Below are 16,410 nucleotides of genomic sequence, written 5' to 3' on the forward strand. Positions count from 1 at the left end.
AAGCGTATATGAAAATAGCCATTATCGGTGCAGGAAACATGGGCGGTTCAATAGCCCGTGGCCTGGCAAAAGGAAGTCTGATAGACGATTCGGACATCATCGTGTCCAATCCGAGTGCCGGAAAACTAGAGAAACTGAAAAAGGAATTCCCGGATATCTCTATCACCAACAGCAATGTGGAAGCTGCCACAGGTGCGGATATTGTCATCCTTGCTGTCAAACCGTGGTTTATGGAACCGGTGATGCGCGAATTGAAACTGAAAAGCAAACAGATACTCATCTCCGTAGCTGCCGGCATCAGTTTTGAAGAACTGGCTCATTACGTCGTAGCACCGGAAATGGCAATGTTCCGTCTGATTCCAAATACCGCTATCAGCGAACTGGAAAGTATGACGCTTGTCGCCGCCCGCAATACGAACGATGAACAAGACAAATTCATCCTCCGGTTGTTCAGTGAGATGGGAACAGTGATGCTTATCCCCGAAGATAAAATAGCGGCAGCCACCGCATTGGCCTCCTGCGGTATCGCCTACGTATTGAAATATATTCAGGCAGCCACGCAAGCCGGAATCGAAATGGGACTTCGCCCCAAAGATGCCATGCAGATGATAGCACAATCCTTAAAAGGAGCAGCCGCACTGATTCAGAACAATGATACCCACCCCAGCGTAGAAATCGACAAGGTTACCACTCCGGGCGGAATCACGATCAAGGGGATCAATGAATTGGAACACAACGGATTCACCTCCGCTATCATCAAAGCCATGAAAGCCTCCAAATAACACCATAAAATTATTAATCATAAAAATACGAACCACTTGTATGAATGAACAAATTAAACAGATCGCAGAACGCCTCCGCGGATTACGTGACGTACTGGAACTGACCGCAGAGGATATCGCCCGCGACAGCGACATCTCTGCTGAAGAATACCGACTTGCAGAAACCGGAGACTACGACATTTCTGTCAGCATGTTACAAAAAATAGCCCGTACGTATAATGTAGCTCTCGACGCCCTGATGTTTGGCGAAGAGCCTAAAATGAGCAGCTACTTCGTGACTCGTGCCGGCAAAGGAGTCAGCATCGAACGTACCAAAGCTTATAAATACCAATCACTGGCTTCAGGATTCATGAACCGTACCGCTGACCCGTTCATCGTCACTGTTGAACCGAAAGCAAACGACGAACCGATCCACTACAACAAACATAACGGACAGGAATTCAATCTGGTAATCGAGGGCCGTATGCTTATCAACATCGAAGGCAAAGAAATCATCCTCAACCAAGGCGACAGTATCTATTTTAACTCTAAACTTCCACATGGCATGAAAGCGCTCGATGGCAAAACGGTACGTTTTCTGGCAGTAATTATGTAATAACATCATGGTAGAAAGATTTTTATCACAGACCTCTTTCAGTTCACAAGAGGATTTTATCAAAAACTTGAAAATAAACGTCCCGGAGAACTTCAACTTCGGTTACGATGTAGTAGATGCCTGGGCTGCCGAACACCCCGACAAGAACGCTTTACTTTGGACAAATGACAAAGGCGAAAGTCGCCAATTCTCATTTGCCGACATGAAACGATCTACAGACATGACCGCCTCTTACTTCCAGAGTCTGGGTATCGGTCGTGGCGACATGGTGATGCTGATTCTGAAACGCCGTTATGAGTTCTGGTATAGCACCATCGCTCTTCACAAACTGGGAGCAACCGTCATTCCGGCTACTCACCTACTGACCAAGAAGGATATTATCTATCGCTGCAATGCTGCCGATATCAAAATGATTGTAGCTGCCGGCGAAGGAATCATCCTGCAACATATCAAAGATGCTCTTCCCGAATGTCCCACTGTTGAAAAACTAGTCAGTGTCGGCCCGGAAATCCCGGAAGGCTTCGAAGATTTCCATCAGGGTATCGAAAATGCTGCTCCGTTTGTACGTCCGCGCCATGCAAACACTAATGATGACATCTCACTGATGTATTTTACTTCCGGCACTACCGGCGAACCTAAGATGGTGGCACATGACTTTACTTATCCGTTAGGCCATATCGTTACCGGTAGCTTTTGGCACAACTTGGATGAAAACAGCCTTCATCTCACCATTGCCGATACCGGCTGGGGAAAAGCAGTATGGGGAAAACTCTACGGACAGTGGATTGCCGGAGCCAATATCTTCGTCTACGACCACGAGAAGTTTACCCCGGCAGCTATTCTGGAAAAAATCCAAGAATATCATGTCACTTCTCTCTGTGCACCTCCTACCATCTTCCGGTTCTTGATTCACGAAGACCTGACAAAGTTCGACTTGTCTTCACTAAAATACTGTACCATTGCCGGAGAGGCATTGAACCCTGCCGTATTTGAAACTTTCAAGAAACTGACGGGTATCAAACTGATGGAAGGTTTCGGACAAACAGAAACAACTCTTACCATCGCCACCATGCCTTGGATGGAACCAAAACCGGGAAGCATGGGGTTGCCGAATCCTCAATATGATGTAGATTTGATCGACCATGAAGGTCGCTCTGTTGAAGCCGGTGAGCAAGGGCAAATTGTAATCCGCACCAGCAAAGGAAAACCTCTCGGACTTTTCAAAGAATATTATCGGGATGCGGAACGCACTCACGAAGCTTGGCACGATGGTATTTATTACACCGGAGATGTTGCCTGGAAAGACGAGGACGGCTACCTTTGGTTTGTCGGTCGTGCAGACGACGTTATCAAGAGTTCCGGTTACCGCATCGGCCCATTCGAAGTGGAAAGTGCGTTGATGACTCATCCAGCTGTTGTGGAATGTGCTATAACCGGAGTACCCGACGAGATTCGCGGTCAGGTAGTAAAAGCTACGATTGTTCTATCCAAAGACTATAAAGCACGTGCTGGAGAGGAACTGATTAAAGAATTACAGAACCACGTGAAGAAAGTGACTGCTCCTTATAAATATCCACGCGTCATCGAGTTCGTAGAAGAGCTTCCCAAAACGATCAGCGGTAAAATCCGCCGGGTGGAAATTCGTGAAAATGACAACAAGTAAGTAGAAAATAGTTTCTAATCAATAAGAAAGCGATATTATATGAACTATAATATCGCTTTCTCAGTTCAAAGAGAATGATCCCTCATCCGCCTATTTTTTCATCAAGCGTTCGATATATTGTATCTGGAAACGATAAAAATCACGGCTTTCCTGATTGCCTACGGAACTATTCGCCTTATAGAGCTGAAGTATTTTCTGCAATTGCCCGAAAGAGGAAGATTGCAACAACTTCTGATTCAAAGGAGGAATGACAGGCATACGCATGGTGGCTGACTGTTCCTCGGATGCGGCGGAACAGCCACAGCGCCATTTCTCCGAATAGAATGAATCGGCCAATCCGATTCGAAGTCCCCCCATAGGTGGTTGTATAAATCCCGCATTGGTAGCCAGTGCTTCGATGGCTGCCGCCTGCATTTTCATCTCAGTATAATTGAGTGCCTGTCCGGCAATGGTAAATTGGAATATAGTACGATAGACGTCATCCAAATAAGACGTGAGTGTATAGTTGTTCTTTGCGTCTACTACGCCTCCTTCATAAATACGTTGCAACCGACGGGCATCGTAAAGTGTTGCCGCACCTCCTTGAATTAGACCGTCGGCACCATTCAAGTCAAATCCGAAGCGGATTATTTTCTCCGGTATAATCAGCCAATTGTTTGCTTCCCGCAGTTGGCTGACAACCCATTTCATGGATGCGGACTGTTGACTTTTGGGTACGAATACACGTACACCGTCTTTTTCTCCTACACGATTGTAAGTATATACAACTCCTCCCACATACCCCAATGTATGTCCCAAATAATTAGAATACTGTCCGACAATGCTGGCAAAGTAATCTTTTAAATCCTGATAAGTATCTCCCTTCACGCCCATCCAGTCTTCCAAGTTCTTATAGACGATTTTCAGATTGCTGATACCATAATCACCAGCCTTTATCGGGTCATTGCCTAAGTCTTCCGTTTGGGCGGTCGGGTCTTCAATAATCCCCATTTGCTGTAATCCGAATTGGTACATCGGGTCACCGGCTTTCTCTTCAATCCATTTGGCTAGAACCTTAGATTGCTCTTTGGGAGTCTTATTGCCCGGAATAAGGCGATATCCCCAATTGATGGCATATATGTCATACACTCCTAAAATAGGAGGCGTCAGTCTCACGCCTTTCTCAAAGTCGCCGGGTTGGGCAACGTAGTTGTTGCGGGCATAGTCCATGATGCTGGGAGTCGTACCGTATTTCTGTGTGAAAGCCGGATCGCGCAATTTCTCCACGGGGTAGGAATGGCTAGCTCCCATGTTGTGGAGCAAACCTAACGTATGTCCTATTTCATGAGAGATGACATAACGCAGTGATTCGCACATTACATCGTCAGGAAACACATTGGCACGTACCCGTTTATCTACAGCACCGGTTTGTACAAACCGCCAGTTGTGTACAAGTTGGATGACATTGTGATACCAAATGACATCGGCTGTAAGGATCTCTCCCGAACGGGGGTCTACGTAACTGGGGCCCATCGCGTTCGGTATTGCGTATGTGGCATATTTCACACAACTATAGCGCATATCATCCGGATCGAAGTTAGGGTCGTTCGGATACATCTTGGCTTGGACGGCATTTTTAAATCCGGCAGCTTCAAAGGCAGTGTTCCAGTCTAAAATACCTTGTATGATTGTTTCACGCCATTTTTGAGGGAATGCTGTATCTACGTAAAATACGATGGGTTTTATGGGCTCTACCAGCTCTCCACGGAAATAGGCTTCCTTGTCTTTAGGTTCCAGTCTCCAGCGATGGATAAAATTATAGGTGGTTACTTTATCTTCCTGAGTGTCGAACAGGTTACGGAATGAATGGAAATATCCCACACGATTGTCCTGAAAGCGCTGTTCCATCAGCGTATCGGGCAATTGGAGTATCGAGCGGTTGAGCATCAGCGTGATGCACTGGCCGTTTTGATTGTTGCGGAGATTCATTTGTGTGCGTACTTCCATATTGGACGGAAACAGTTTGACTCCTTTGATAATGGAAGCGTCCGGTGCAAAGGAGTAGGACTTGCGTATACCGTCGTGTATGGGAGAGATGATGCGTTGGTCGGTGGTGAAGAAATCGGTAACATCGATCGTCAAGTTCCCTTGATATTTGCTTTTCACTTTGAAGGCAGCTACCACGGGATTGGTAAAGTTCTTGTGGAACGATGGAAGTACAGGGTCCCCTTCCGGTACAGCGAATACAAGTTGGCGTTGATGTATGTACACATTGATGCTGTCAGTAGAGAAATAAAAGCAAAGTGGTTCACACTGCATTTGTCCCGCCACTCCTACCCCAGTGTTACTGGTCTCCGCCAATCGGGTAGCCAACAGATAATCATGCTTAAAGGCTTCGGAACCCAGTTCCAGCAGAAGCTTTCCCTCTTTGGTATAAGCGCAGAGCATGCCTTCCTGTCTTTTCATGCCCTCTATCAGTTTGTCATATTCCGTTTTTTTAGGGTCGGCGGGAGGCGTTACGGCTTCTGTTTTACCTTTTTTCTTTTTGGTCGTTTTCTTGTCAGACTTAGGTCCGGCAAATACAAGCATGGGGATGCAAAATGCCGCCAATGATACTAGTAGTAATTTTCTCATACGATATACGTTCTTTTAAGTTTGAATATTATTTCTTTGGATTGAAGCTTGCCAGTAGTTGTTCATAGTATGCTATGTATCGGTAGTTTTCCGCCGTCGTATTTTTGCGAATCTCGGAAAGGCGTTTCTTCACCCAGCCCGTTATCATTTTTCGGGTGGCGGAGGTGATTGTTCCGTTTCCTATGCGTGAAGCCCAGTTATAAAGAATCCCATCCGAGACGTCTTGTTTGCGGATTGCTTCGTTGCAAATTTGCGCATATTTGTTCCAGTCTCTTTGGTATTCCGCCACCAGCAGATGGTTGCGCAACATTATTTCGTCTCCTTTGAAGAGTGGGAAGCGGGTCATCTCTTCGAAATAGCGGTTTAACCCTTCTTCATCAATCTTATATACAGAGCCTTCCTGTTTGAAGAAGTCGCTTGCATGTGCCGACCACACTTGATACAACTTATCGTCTAACTGTTGCGGATCATACTGGGCTTTAAATTCGTCCTGATGTTCCTGCACGTAGCGGAAAAGAGGATGAAACGGTTCGCGGATATAGCGGAAGAAAAGGTCGTAAAGACCTTTGCTCTCCAACAATTCCTTCTCTTTCCCTTCCAGCAGCTCCAATGCAAGTTGCGTAGCCTCTTTGCGTTTCATGTGTTCATCGAGAGTCACAATATACTGCACCATAAATTCTTCACTGCGTTCCCCTCCCTCATACTTCGTTTGCAGGACTTCCAGTGTTTTGCCGGATAGGGCGCGTTCCGTACGTTCTATAAATTCGTCGGCTGTACAACCGCCCACGGCGGAGTTCATCAACGTCCCCTCTTTGGTCAGATAGAGAAAAGTGGGAAAGGCTTTTACGCTGAACTTTTGGGCAAGTTCCGGTCCCTCTCCTTTTTCCATGTCTATCTTGGCGCATACGAAGCGCCCGTTCAGATAGTCTCCCAACTTCTTCTGGGTGAAAACCTGGCTTACCATCATTTTACATGGTCCGCACCAGGCGGTGTAGCAATCTACCAGAATCGGTTTGTTGGCAGCCTGCGCTTGCGTCAGCAGGGACTGCCATGCGGGATTGTCGAGGAAAGAAACCCCTTCTCCTTGCTGGGCGTACGTGATGGTAGTCCAGCAAGCAAGTAATGTTACTATGATATGCTTTAACTGTCGTTTCATAATTCTTTTGATAAATCAATATTAGTAGGGATATCCCATGAATGGACCGGAATCATTCCCCGGATATTTTGGTGCAAGATATACGGCGCGTTTCAGTTTACCGGTTCCGCTAATCGTTTTTACCGGTGCCCCATCGGGAGAACCACCTAACATATTATATAAATATAATTGATAGCTATCTCCCCTTTGAGTTCCTATTGCAAGGTATCTGAAACTGTCTCCATACCTGTCTTGATTGAATTGTTCCCAATAGATTGTTTCTGCATATACAATTTCTTCACCTGCAGGAATGCCTTTCGGCTTTAATTCCCATTCAGCCTCTTTCTCTATCTCTTCTATCGATTTCTTAGGATCTTGTTGATAATTTAACGAATAGGCATAAAGTTTTCCACCATCTACACAGTAGGCTATAGATGCCCAACGAGCATTGTAAGAACGATAAGTCGCTTTGGCGAAATGCATATCGGGATTCACGGTGAGCATGGTATCCGGAGTGCAATTACTCCAATTGGCTGTCATGCGGTAGAAAATCTTATTGCCGGTAGATGTTTCATTAAACAAGAAAAAGAGTTTGGTATCATAGTTAATGTAAGTCTGTCCGGCAGAAACACATTCATAATTGGTCAAGTTTTCTACTGCAACCTCTTGATATGCATTCTTTTTTGGACTAGGAGTCTTTATACCTCCATTCATGTCTATACGATAAATCGTATGGTTCTTTTCATTCCAGAAGACAGTTTCGTATGTTCCGGTTTTTACCACAAAGGGACTGGCGCCCGCCGGTTCTTCCGGATGACTGAATTTACCAATAGGCATGGGTTTTGCAGTGGCGTCGCCACAAGCGGTAATGTATGCTCCCCTGCTGGAAAGATAGAGATTTTTAAAAGTGGTGTTCACACTTGTATAAGGAACCTCGTCTATTCCATCCGATGCATAAAACATGGTTTTCTCATCATGTACTACCGCTAAATCCGGTGCACGCAGAAAGCGTACTTTCCTGTCATCAGTAATGACACACAATGAATGGTCGTAAGACGCTTTGTTAGTCTCCGGGGCAATGTACGCATGATTATATACGACCGACAAGCTTTTAGGCTTTCCGCTTACCGGTGCTTGGTGCAGTCGAGTAAAGACATTGTCTATTTTTTCATTCGAAGGGGACAGGAAATCCAATTCCGTGTTTCCGTTCACTTCTTTCAGTATATAGAATCCCTCTGTATAACGGGTAGATACATTCAGTGATGTACGTTGGTAGGCCACACAGCCATTGCTTAGGGATTTAACTCGAAGCACAATGGTGTAGTCGCCTACCCCCAAATTGACAGGATAGGACAGATTCTCATCTTCACTGATAAGGACTTCCTCGTAATGGTTTCCATCATTATCTGTAAATGCATTTTCTTTCGATTTTTCATATAAGAACCAATGGTATTCCAAGTATTTTTTGGGATAGTCACTTTTGATAACGGGATTGATCTGTAGTACTTCACCATTATCGGACATGGCTGAATATTTCTCTTTTATTCCGCTGATGGAAATGTTTCCCACTTCAACAGAAGCCTCCTCGCTATTGTCGCTATAGCAGGCAGAGAGTATCGCCATCATTATAATCATGTATGTTATAAAGTAATGCCTTTTCATATCTTTACTATTTTGATTCATTTCATTTTTTCTATAGTGATATCAGGGGAATGGAGACTTCCGTCCCGTCTGCCTCTTTCAGTTTTCCTAGTCCTTGCGCTTCACGTTCCGCATTCAGTTTGTCAAGCGCCTCGCGTAAAACACTTTCCAAATAAGCAATATAATATTTATCACAAACAGCGGCATCTTCAATAGACAGTTCGTTGGCAAGGAAGTCATCATCCCACTTATCTCCTGTCGTGTCTATCAAAAATTGATGTTTTGCTACTCCGTATTCACCGAAATAATAGGTTGATAAAGTTTTCCATCCGGAAGGTTTAGCCAAAAAGTCTGCAATATAAATGCTCATGAAGCTCTTGTTGGTGTATCCGGCAGAAAACTCATCTGTGGTTTTGATGGTAAATACAAGCATGAAGCCTTGTGATTTTAGAGAAGCATCCCGTTTAAGTACTATTGGAATGGTAGTACCGGCAGAGTTTGCAGGAATATAATAATATTTCTTTAGCAATTCAGGGTCATCGAAAGCTACGTAATGTTTACCCGGTACAGCGTTATCTGACACTCCATAAGTTACTTGCTCTAACTGGAAAGGACGGTCATAGGGGGTGACAAAACCCATAGTATGTACTTTATACCACAGAGTATCTGTTGTGGTAGTGGCTTTCTCGTAGACAAACGAATATCGCTTCAGTGTGTCCGCCGGATTGGAATAATCAAAGATCAGACGGTTATTCGGATCACTGTATACAGGTAGTTCTTTCTCGCATCCACTCATTAGCATGGCAAATATACCCCCTAAAAGTAATGATAGGAATGCATGATTAAAATGTTTCATAAATTCTGTTTTTTATTGAATTGCATTTGGATTGTATTCTGTTTCCGGTAATGGTAAGACATACAGTCCCTCATTCATGGTTTCACCAAAAAGAAAAGTCATAGACGTTGAGTTACGACGCTTGTACTGATAGAACATGACACCTTCCGCATAAAATTCACGCTGATACTCTGCCAACATGAAATTCGCCACAGCATCCAAAGAAGTAAAACTGTCTTCCGCAGAAATAGATATGTCATGAGAAGCCATATATTCTTTATATAACGCATTGGCTTCCTCCAGACTAGTGGTAGTTTCCATAGCAATCAAGTACAGTTCGGAAATACGAAGTAAAGGGATAATTTGTCCTTTCACCATATCATTATCGCTGCTGTATTTGCTATAATACTTCTTAAGTGTTGGAAACTTTTGTCCATTGGAGCTTGACTCCGTATTCAATTCCCATTGGTAAATGTATCTGTTGTGTGACGTGATAGAAAAGCCTGTGAAGAGCCTTTGCAAATTCCATGTGCCGTTCAGACAGAGTTGTTCCGCTGGATTTATCTTACGGTCTGCGTCACCGCCTAATACAGTAGGAGAATAGTCCCGTAAATTGTACTTGTGTATAGCAAGCAGACATTCTGACGGGCAGGCATAAAGACCTTTGAGGAGATCTTCTCTTCCGCTTAATTTCATTAGAGACTTGCCATCCGCTCCTTTTGCGTTGATAATTTCCATTGCGTTATCATGTGCTTTTGTCACATCTCCGGTATATAAATAGAGACGCGCTTTTAAGGCTTTCACTCCCCAGTAGTTGAAGTGTAATTGGCGATAAGCCAGATAATCATCGTTTAAATTAATGTTTGAAGGATTATTCAGTTGATCGAATGTGTATTTAAAGATCAAATCATAGTCTTTTAGTAGAGAACAAGCTTTGTCCAGATCTTCATCCAACTTCTTCACGTAATCCTCAAAAGAATAATACACCGGCATAATCTTTATATCAGCACTTTCTGAATAAGGGAGCGACACTGTGAGCGTCGCATTTTGCGGAAGCTGTCCGAAGAGACGCAGTATATCCAATTGGCAAAACGCGCGTATGCCATACGCTTCTCCTTCTATCATGGCACGACTCGCCGGATCCGCAATGTTGTTACCATATTGCTCGCAAGCTCCAATAATCATATTCGCCTGGGTAATCACATTGAATAATTGGCTGTATATCGTTTTAATGGCATTCTTTGCATCATCCTGGGTATAATCGTGATGTAAAAAATAGTAGTCAGCTTTACGATAGTAGTCACTGGTCAGATTCCATTGTGCAGCAAGACTTTCAATATTGCTCATTGTCAATCTCTCACCATAAGCGTTACAGTCGGCTAATGCCATATAGCAGCCGTTCAAAGCATCTTTGAAACCTTGGTACGAAGAGAATAGGTCTTTTCCATACACCTCGTCCTCCGGTTTGATGTCCAGCCAATCGCGGCAAGATGTACACATGAAAGTAATGCCGGACAGTATGATTATCAGTTTCTTATTTATTTTCATATCTTTTCTTATTTAATTTGAACTAAAAAGCAAAGGAAAGAGTACCTCTGATGCCTCTGGCATAAGGATAACCAGTTCCACGCTCACGTTTGACGGATGAGATATAAAGTAAGTCGGACATATTGATTCCGAATATCAAATAACTAAATCTGGTAGCTTTCTGAAAGGCGGCAGAGTCCCAACGATATTGTATATCAAGTGATTGCAATTCAAAAACATTGTCGTCCATCACATAACGAGACGTGGCACGAGTGGCTTGGTTTGAGAATCCCTTGAAGAAGGTCAAATCACCTTCTTTGATCCATCTTTGACTTAATACGCGTGAGTCTACATTTTGTGAAGCAATGGTGTAGGTACTCACTTCCACTTTATCGAGTAATGTTTGATTATAGACTTTTCCACCCCAATGATAAGCAAATGAGAGATTAACGCTCAACCCTTTCCAACTGACCATCGTCCCGGCTATGCCTCGATAAAGTGGTTCACCGGAACCAAGATAGACTTTATCCGACGGATTCCATGTGCTAGTGATCTTCCCATTTTTATCCAAAAAGATTTCTTTACCCGAGCTGGGATCAATGCCCAATGATCGCACGGCATAGATACCGTTTTGTGGGCGTCCTTCATAGAAAAGACTGCTTACATCTACATTTTGTTTCAAGTATTCTTCATTTTGAGCTTTGATAGCTTCGGATACCTTGACAATGCGGTTCTTGTTGTATACCAATTGGGCGCGTCCTGACCATGAAAAGTGATGCGCAGGATTACGGAGTATGATACCGTTCAACCCTATTTCGAACCCGTTATTTTTCACCTCCCCCACATTGGCGGCATACGAAGAAAAGCCCATTGAAAGAGGAATATTCATAGAAGACAGCAGATTGTTGGTCTGTTTTACATAGTAATCGAAGGTTCCTGAAAATCTTCCATTCCACAGACCGACCTCAAGACCGACATTGTATTGAGCCGTCTTTTGCCATGTCAGGTCGGGATTTCCCAAACCAACGAGGTAAGCTCCCGTCCAGTTCAGGTATTTGTTGTTGGTTACATACTTGTAGGAGGTCTCCGTCGCCAGACTTGAGAAATTCATGGAACCGGTTTCTCCATAGGAGGCTTTTAAACGCAGTTGGGTGAGCACATCGTTTTCTTTCAGAAATGACTCATGATGCAGGTTCCATCCGATACCGGTACTCCAGAAAGGAGCGTACTTCTTGTCGGTCCCATAATTGGAACTTCCGTCCATACGCAGGGATAAATCGAGGAAATAACGGTTGTCATAAGTGTAGTTCACATTGGCTGTCAGACCGATGCGGCGATTGGTGCTTTTAGAGCCTGAAGGAGTCGCGTCTTTCTTATATTGCAATGCATTGTTTATATAATTCATATTCTCATTGCTGAAACCTTCCGCTTCAAATCCATACGAGTGTGACTTATATTCGGTAATGGAATAGTCCAGACCTGTATATAACTGATGTTTGTCGGCAACAATTTTGGTATAAGAGAGGGTGAGGGCACCATCGTAATTCTGGTTCTCTCCTGTACCGTAGCGATAAAGTCCCCGGCGAAAATATCCACTGGCGCTCTTGTATTCATCGGTATTGAATTTGGAATGTTCTGCCGGCAAAAAATAATCACTGGAGTGTGTCTGACCGCTGATTCCTAATTGTCCACGTAATTTCAGACCGTCAAAAATATTCCATTCAATAGAGAAATTATTGCTTATATCCTGATATTTACTTTTATCAAATGAGTTGAGAGACGCGTCATAAAGCGGATTCTGCGTCCTTGAGTTCGGATTGGCATAGAAGTCGTCGAAATAACGCACAATATTACCATTCTCATCATAGGGAGCATTGTAAGGTTGTTGATTGGCATAATTGCTGAATGAACCGTAATTGCTTTCCTTACTGTTAGTTATTCCTATGTTGGTCTGATTTTTGAAAATAAGATTCTTAATGGAATACATTAAGGTAATGCTTCCATTGAAAACTTTACGTGAAGAACCTTTCATAGCTCCTTGCGTGTCGTTATAGTCAGCGGAAGTGCTCCAGCGAAACTCTTCACTGCCGCCTTCCATTCGCAGATTATAACGCTGCCCGACTCCTGTACGTAGCGGTTTGCTCAACCAGTCAGTGTCTACACCGGAAAGGACTTTTCGTAAACGTCCGTTGTAGATTTCCTGTCGCTCTATCGTTGTCGTAGGATAACCTTCCAATACATAAAGTCCCGTCAGGCGTTCCAGCTCTAGTTTGTCTGCGGCATGCAGCAGATCGTATGAAGTAAGATCGGGCATTTCGAGGTTGAGTCCTATCGTGCCTGTCACTTTCAGCCGACCGGGAACCGGGCGTTTTGAAACGATTACAATGACTCCGTTGGCTCCGCGTGAGCCATACAAGGCTGTAGCCGATGCGTCTTTCAAGATATTGATGGATTCGATATCATTGTCATTATAGTCCATCAGTTTGGTGAGTGAAATCTCAAAACCATCCATGATGATCAGCGGAGTATTGACTTCTCCCTTTACACCTTCGTTAAATTCCTTTACGCTCATAGGCAGGGAGGAGGTACCGCGGATATTAATATCGGGCAGGTTGTTAGGGTTACTACCCGAAATATTATCGACAGCCAGATTGATGGAAGCGTCTACATTGCGTAATGTTTGCAGCATATTCTGTCCCTTGTACATTTTCAGTTGTTCAGAAGTGATGGTAGAGACAGCTCCTGTAAAACTCTCTTTCGGTTTTTGGAAAATACCGGTTACGACAACGGCTTCCAATTCGGTTTTATTATCAGCTTTGAGCGATACATCCAGTTTATTCCCTCCTTTATAGGTGATTTCCAGAGCTTCCATTCCGATATAGCTGAATTGCAATACGACATTGGGTTCCGCTTCTATTTCGTACACTCCATTGATATCCGCTACACTGCCGATGTTAGTCCCTTTTATGCGGACACTCGCTCCGACTAGAGGCTCTCCTTGCTGGTCATAGATTCGCCCTGTCACTTTTTGTTTCTGCAGCTTTGCCCCCGACGGAGCAGGGGTTTTCTGGCTTTGCGTTTCCAGACCGACAGTCACCATGTTCCCGTTTCTTTTAAAAGTGAATCCTTTCTTTCCGAAGACCAAGTTCAGCAGTTTCTCTATCGGTTCGTTCTTTACCGAAATGCTGATAGGTTCCATAGCCGCCATCTGCTTCGTGTTGTACACAAAATCCAATCCGGTCTGTTGATGCACAGCATCAAAAAATTGTTTGACTGTCGCTCTTTTCAAATTTAGAGTCACCGTCCTTTCCTTATCCCATGACCAATCCGTCTCATGCACGTCTGTTTTCACCTCCCGTGCATATACGCTTGTCGGTTGACATAATAAAAGTCCTGAAACTAATGTAGCTATCCACATTAGCTTCTTCTTTCTCGCTGTTTTTTTCATTGTGTATTCTTTAATATTTATTCATAACAGTTATTTGGTGCTCGTCTATGTGGAATTTGACGCTAGACGTTGCTTCAATCGCGTTCAAAAGAATGTTGACGTTCTCGTAGCGTCCCACGCTACCGGTGAAATGTATTTTAGAGAGAGCCTCATCTTCGAATTGTACGTTCATGTCATACCAAAGTGAAAGGTTTTCCATGATTTCTCCCAATGATTGATCGTCAAAGACAAAACGGGAGCGATGCCATGCCACGTAAGCCTCAAAGCTTTCGGGAGCAGTAATTGAAATTGTAGAGTGAACTTGATCCCAAACAGCCACATCGCCGGCATTGAGCATTCTTACATCTTCATCGGGAGAAATCATTCCGATGGAACCTTCTTCCAGAACAATCATCGTATTTTGGGGAGAACGCGCGTTGATGCTGAATTTTGTTCCATATTGCCGTACGGTCACTCCATTCACTTTCACCATGAAAGGACGTTTCGGATCTTTGGCTACTTCAAAATAAGCCTCGCCGGTAAGCTCTACGGTTCGATTGTCCGCTTCAAAACAGACCGGATAAGAAAGGGTGGATTGTGAATTCAGGTGTATCCGGGTTCCATCTTCCAGAATGACACGATATTCGCCTCCGCGCGGTGTTTCCAAAAGGTTGTTCTGGTGTATGTCTTGTCGGGAAGAAATTTGGTGGTAATCCAGAATGCCTTGTTTCTCGGCAACCATATCCAGCCGATTCAAACGTATCCATTCAAATTCCTTAGAGTTTCCTAACTCAATCTTGGTAGTTGGGTCGAGATAAAGAATCGCCTTTGAGGTGCCCGGCTCTATTTGTATCTCTTTGTCCGAGCGCAGTCCGAGATATAGGCTGAATGCTACCAGCATAGGGATCGTCCAGCAAGCTGCTTGCATAAGCACGCGTTTCCAACCGGATTGTTTGACGCTGAAATTCGGATGGGAGCGCTTATATTCTTGATATCGTTCGCTATAGTTTCTCTTTTTAAGTTTTTCCAGATAAAGAGCATTGTTCGGAGATTCTTTCATCCACAGGTCCAATTGCTGTCGTTCTTTTGTGTTAAGCATTCCTAAGATATACTTAACTAAAAGTTCTTTTTTTTTCATGTTGACTATCGTTTTATTATTAAAACGACAAACTTCCTTAAATTGGGTACAAGAATTAAAAAAAAAATGAGGAATGGTGATGTTTTTTAGGTTTATCCGACAATCATCTGATAGTCATTGAGTAATTCAGTAAAGACATGGAATCGGGGTTCCAGTGCAATCTGCTATTGTTCAGACAGCTAGAAGAAAACTAAAAGGCAACGATATACAATAGCTGTCAGTTGCTTCTTAAATGGAGCAGAGTAATTTAAAAAAGATAAAAGCAAATGAAATATTGGAAGAAGACTGGCTTTGAAAATGTTCTCTTAGAAATTTCATGGCGCGTTTCTTTTGTGTCCGTACGGTATCAATCGAAAGGGAGAGTTTATCAGCAATCTCTGTGCTGCTTAATCCGTCCAAATGCAATAAAAAGATTTCCCGACAACGTTTGGGCAGGCAGTCGATTGTCTTGAAAAGGAGCTCCATTACTTCTTTGTCGAACTGTTCATCAATCACATCTTCTTGGGATGTTTTTTCCATATACGCTTCTGCATAGCGGTTCTCTACATCCAAATGCTTCAAATAGTCGAGAGAAAGATTTTTGACTGAAGCAAACAGATAAGAACGCAAAGCCACTTCCGAGAGAAAGTCATGGTCTTTTTCCCATAGTCTTATGAATGCTTCTTGTACTAAATCTTGCGCAATATCCTCCCGCATAACATAACTCTTGGCGAATGCCAATAAAGAGTCATGATATTCGTTGTATATATCTTTTATATTTTTATGCAGGATATCGGCGTTGATGTGAAAAGTATCCATTTTATTACGACTTAGACCGCAAATTAACATATATTTCAACACATATCCAAATGAATGCTGCATATTCTTCTTTTGCAATCTTCCGTTCAGTATGTTAGAGGGGAATTTGTGGCAGGCATTGTCCTGTTGGCTATTTCGTTTCCCGAGGGAAGGTAATATCCTGCAGGTGAGTAAAAAAGTTGCTGGAAGCTAAAAAATTCGCCGGTATAATCATGAAACAGATGAATCTTATTACGTAGAGGATGTGGATGCATGG

Annotated in this window: 11 protein-coding genes; 3 read left to right on the top strand and 8 right to left on the bottom strand. The window is 43.5% G+C overall.

Going from position 1 to position 16,410, the window contains the following annotated elements; all coding sequences use genetic code 11:
* The first annotated feature begins 8 nt into the window (after window positions 1-8).
* Genes proC through I2I04_RS00300 form a run of 3 tightly spaced genes read left to right on the top strand, consistent with a single transcriptional unit; the run spans window position 9 to window position 3,040 of the window.
* On the top strand, window positions 9-782 hold the full coding sequence (gene proC, locus I2I04_RS00290) for a pyrroline-5-carboxylate reductase (RefSeq protein WP_143257043.1): 774 nt from the start codon (window positions 9-11) through the stop codon (window positions 780-782).
* A gap of 40 nt (window positions 783-822) precedes the next feature.
* A complete protein-coding gene (locus I2I04_RS00295) occupies window positions 823-1,377 on the top strand; it encodes a helix-turn-helix domain-containing protein (RefSeq protein ID WP_143257042.1) in 555 nt (184 codons plus the stop codon).
* Window positions 1,378-1,384: 7 nt separating this feature from the next.
* Entirely contained in the window at window positions 1,385-3,040 is a 1,656-nt protein-coding gene (locus I2I04_RS00300) for an AMP-binding protein (RefSeq protein WP_143257041.1), read from the top strand.
* Between the two features lie 90 nt (window positions 3,041-3,130).
* Here I2I04_RS00300 and I2I04_RS00305 read toward each other — a convergent pair whose 3' ends face one another.
* The 8 genes from I2I04_RS00305 to I2I04_RS00340 form a co-directional block, all read right to left on the bottom strand.
* Entirely contained in the window at window positions 3,131-5,653 is a 2,523-nt protein-coding gene (locus tag I2I04_RS00305; RefSeq protein ID WP_195654004.1) for a zinc-dependent metalloprotease, read from the bottom strand.
* A gap of 28 nt (window positions 5,654-5,681) precedes the next feature.
* Window positions 5,682-6,809 (bottom strand): thioredoxin family protein, encoded by a 1,128-nt coding sequence (locus tag I2I04_RS00310; protein ID WP_195654005.1) that lies wholly within the window; start codon window positions 6,807-6,809, stop codon window positions 5,682-5,684.
* A 21-nt stretch (window positions 6,810-6,830) separates the two neighbouring features.
* Window positions 6,831-8,450 (bottom strand): PKD-like family lipoprotein, encoded by a 1,620-nt coding sequence (locus tag I2I04_RS00315; RefSeq protein WP_195654006.1) that lies wholly within the window; start codon window positions 8,448-8,450, stop codon window positions 6,831-6,833.
* Window positions 8,451-8,481: 31 nt separating this feature from the next.
* Window positions 8,482-9,285, bottom strand: a complete 804-nt coding sequence (locus tag I2I04_RS00320) for a DUF4843 domain-containing protein (protein ID WP_195654007.1) — start codon at window positions 9,283-9,285, stop codon at window positions 8,482-8,484.
* A gap of 12 nt (window positions 9,286-9,297) precedes the next feature.
* Window positions 9,298-10,812 (bottom strand): RagB/SusD family nutrient uptake outer membrane protein, encoded by a 1,515-nt coding sequence (locus I2I04_RS00325; protein ID WP_195654008.1) that lies wholly within the window; start codon window positions 10,810-10,812, stop codon window positions 9,298-9,300.
* Between the two features lie 22 nt (window positions 10,813-10,834).
* Window positions 10,835-14,239: a SusC/RagA family TonB-linked outer membrane protein gene (locus I2I04_RS00330; protein WP_195654009.1), complete on the bottom strand. Its 3,405-nt coding sequence runs from the start codon at window positions 14,237-14,239 to the stop codon at window positions 10,835-10,837.
* A gap of 10 nt (window positions 14,240-14,249) precedes the next feature.
* On the bottom strand, window positions 14,250-15,356 hold the full coding sequence (locus tag I2I04_RS00335; RefSeq protein ID WP_195654010.1) for a FecR family protein: 1,107 nt from the start codon (window positions 15,354-15,356) through the stop codon (window positions 14,250-14,252).
* Between the two features lie 228 nt (window positions 15,357-15,584).
* The gene (locus I2I04_RS00340; protein ID WP_195654011.1) at window positions 15,585-16,154 is read right to left on the bottom strand and encodes an RNA polymerase sigma-70 factor; all 570 of its coding nucleotides are present in this window, start codon (window positions 16,152-16,154) and stop codon (window positions 15,585-15,587) included.
* Window positions 16,155-16,410 lie beyond the last annotated feature (256 nt).

Origin of the sequence: Bacteroides sp. 1001136B_160425_E2, assembly GCF_015559655.1 — a bacterium.
Taxonomy (GTDB): Bacteria; Bacteroidota; Bacteroidia; order Bacteroidales; family Bacteroidaceae; genus Bacteroides; species Bacteroides luhongzhouii.

Coding starts and splice junctions, on each gene's coding strand:
- proC (WP_143257043.1), top strand. CDS start 9: ATGAAAATAGCCATTATCGGTGCAGGAAACATGGGCGGTTCAATAGCC.
- I2I04_RS00295 (WP_143257042.1), top strand. CDS start 823: ATGAATGAACAAATTAAACAGATCGCAGAACGCCTCCGCGGATTACGT.
- I2I04_RS00300 (WP_143257041.1), top strand. CDS start 1,385: ATGGTAGAAAGATTTTTATCACAGACCTCTTTCAGTTCACAAGAGGAT.
- I2I04_RS00305 (WP_195654004.1), bottom strand. CDS start 5,653: ATGAGAAAATTACTACTAGTATCATTGGCGGCATTTTGCATCCCCATG.
- I2I04_RS00310 (WP_195654005.1), bottom strand. CDS start 6,809: ATGAAACGACAGTTAAAGCATATCATAGTAACATTACTTGCTTGCTGG.
- I2I04_RS00315 (WP_195654006.1), bottom strand. CDS start 8,450: ATGAAAAGGCATTACTTTATAACATACATGATTATAATGATGGCGATA.
- I2I04_RS00320 (WP_195654007.1), bottom strand. CDS start 9,285: ATGAAACATTTTAATCATGCATTCCTATCATTACTTTTAGGGGGTATA.
- I2I04_RS00325 (WP_195654008.1), bottom strand. CDS start 10,812: ATGAAAATAAATAAGAAACTGATAATCATACTGTCCGGCATTACTTTC.
- I2I04_RS00330 (WP_195654009.1), bottom strand. CDS start 14,239: ATGAAAAAAACAGCGAGAAAGAAGAAGCTAATGTGGATAGCTACATTA.
- I2I04_RS00335 (WP_195654010.1), bottom strand. CDS start 15,356: ATGAAAAAAAAAGAACTTTTAGTTAAGTATATCTTAGGAATGCTTAAC.
- I2I04_RS00340 (WP_195654011.1), bottom strand. CDS start 16,154: ATGGATACTTTTCACATCAACGCCGATATCCTGCATAAAAATATAAAA.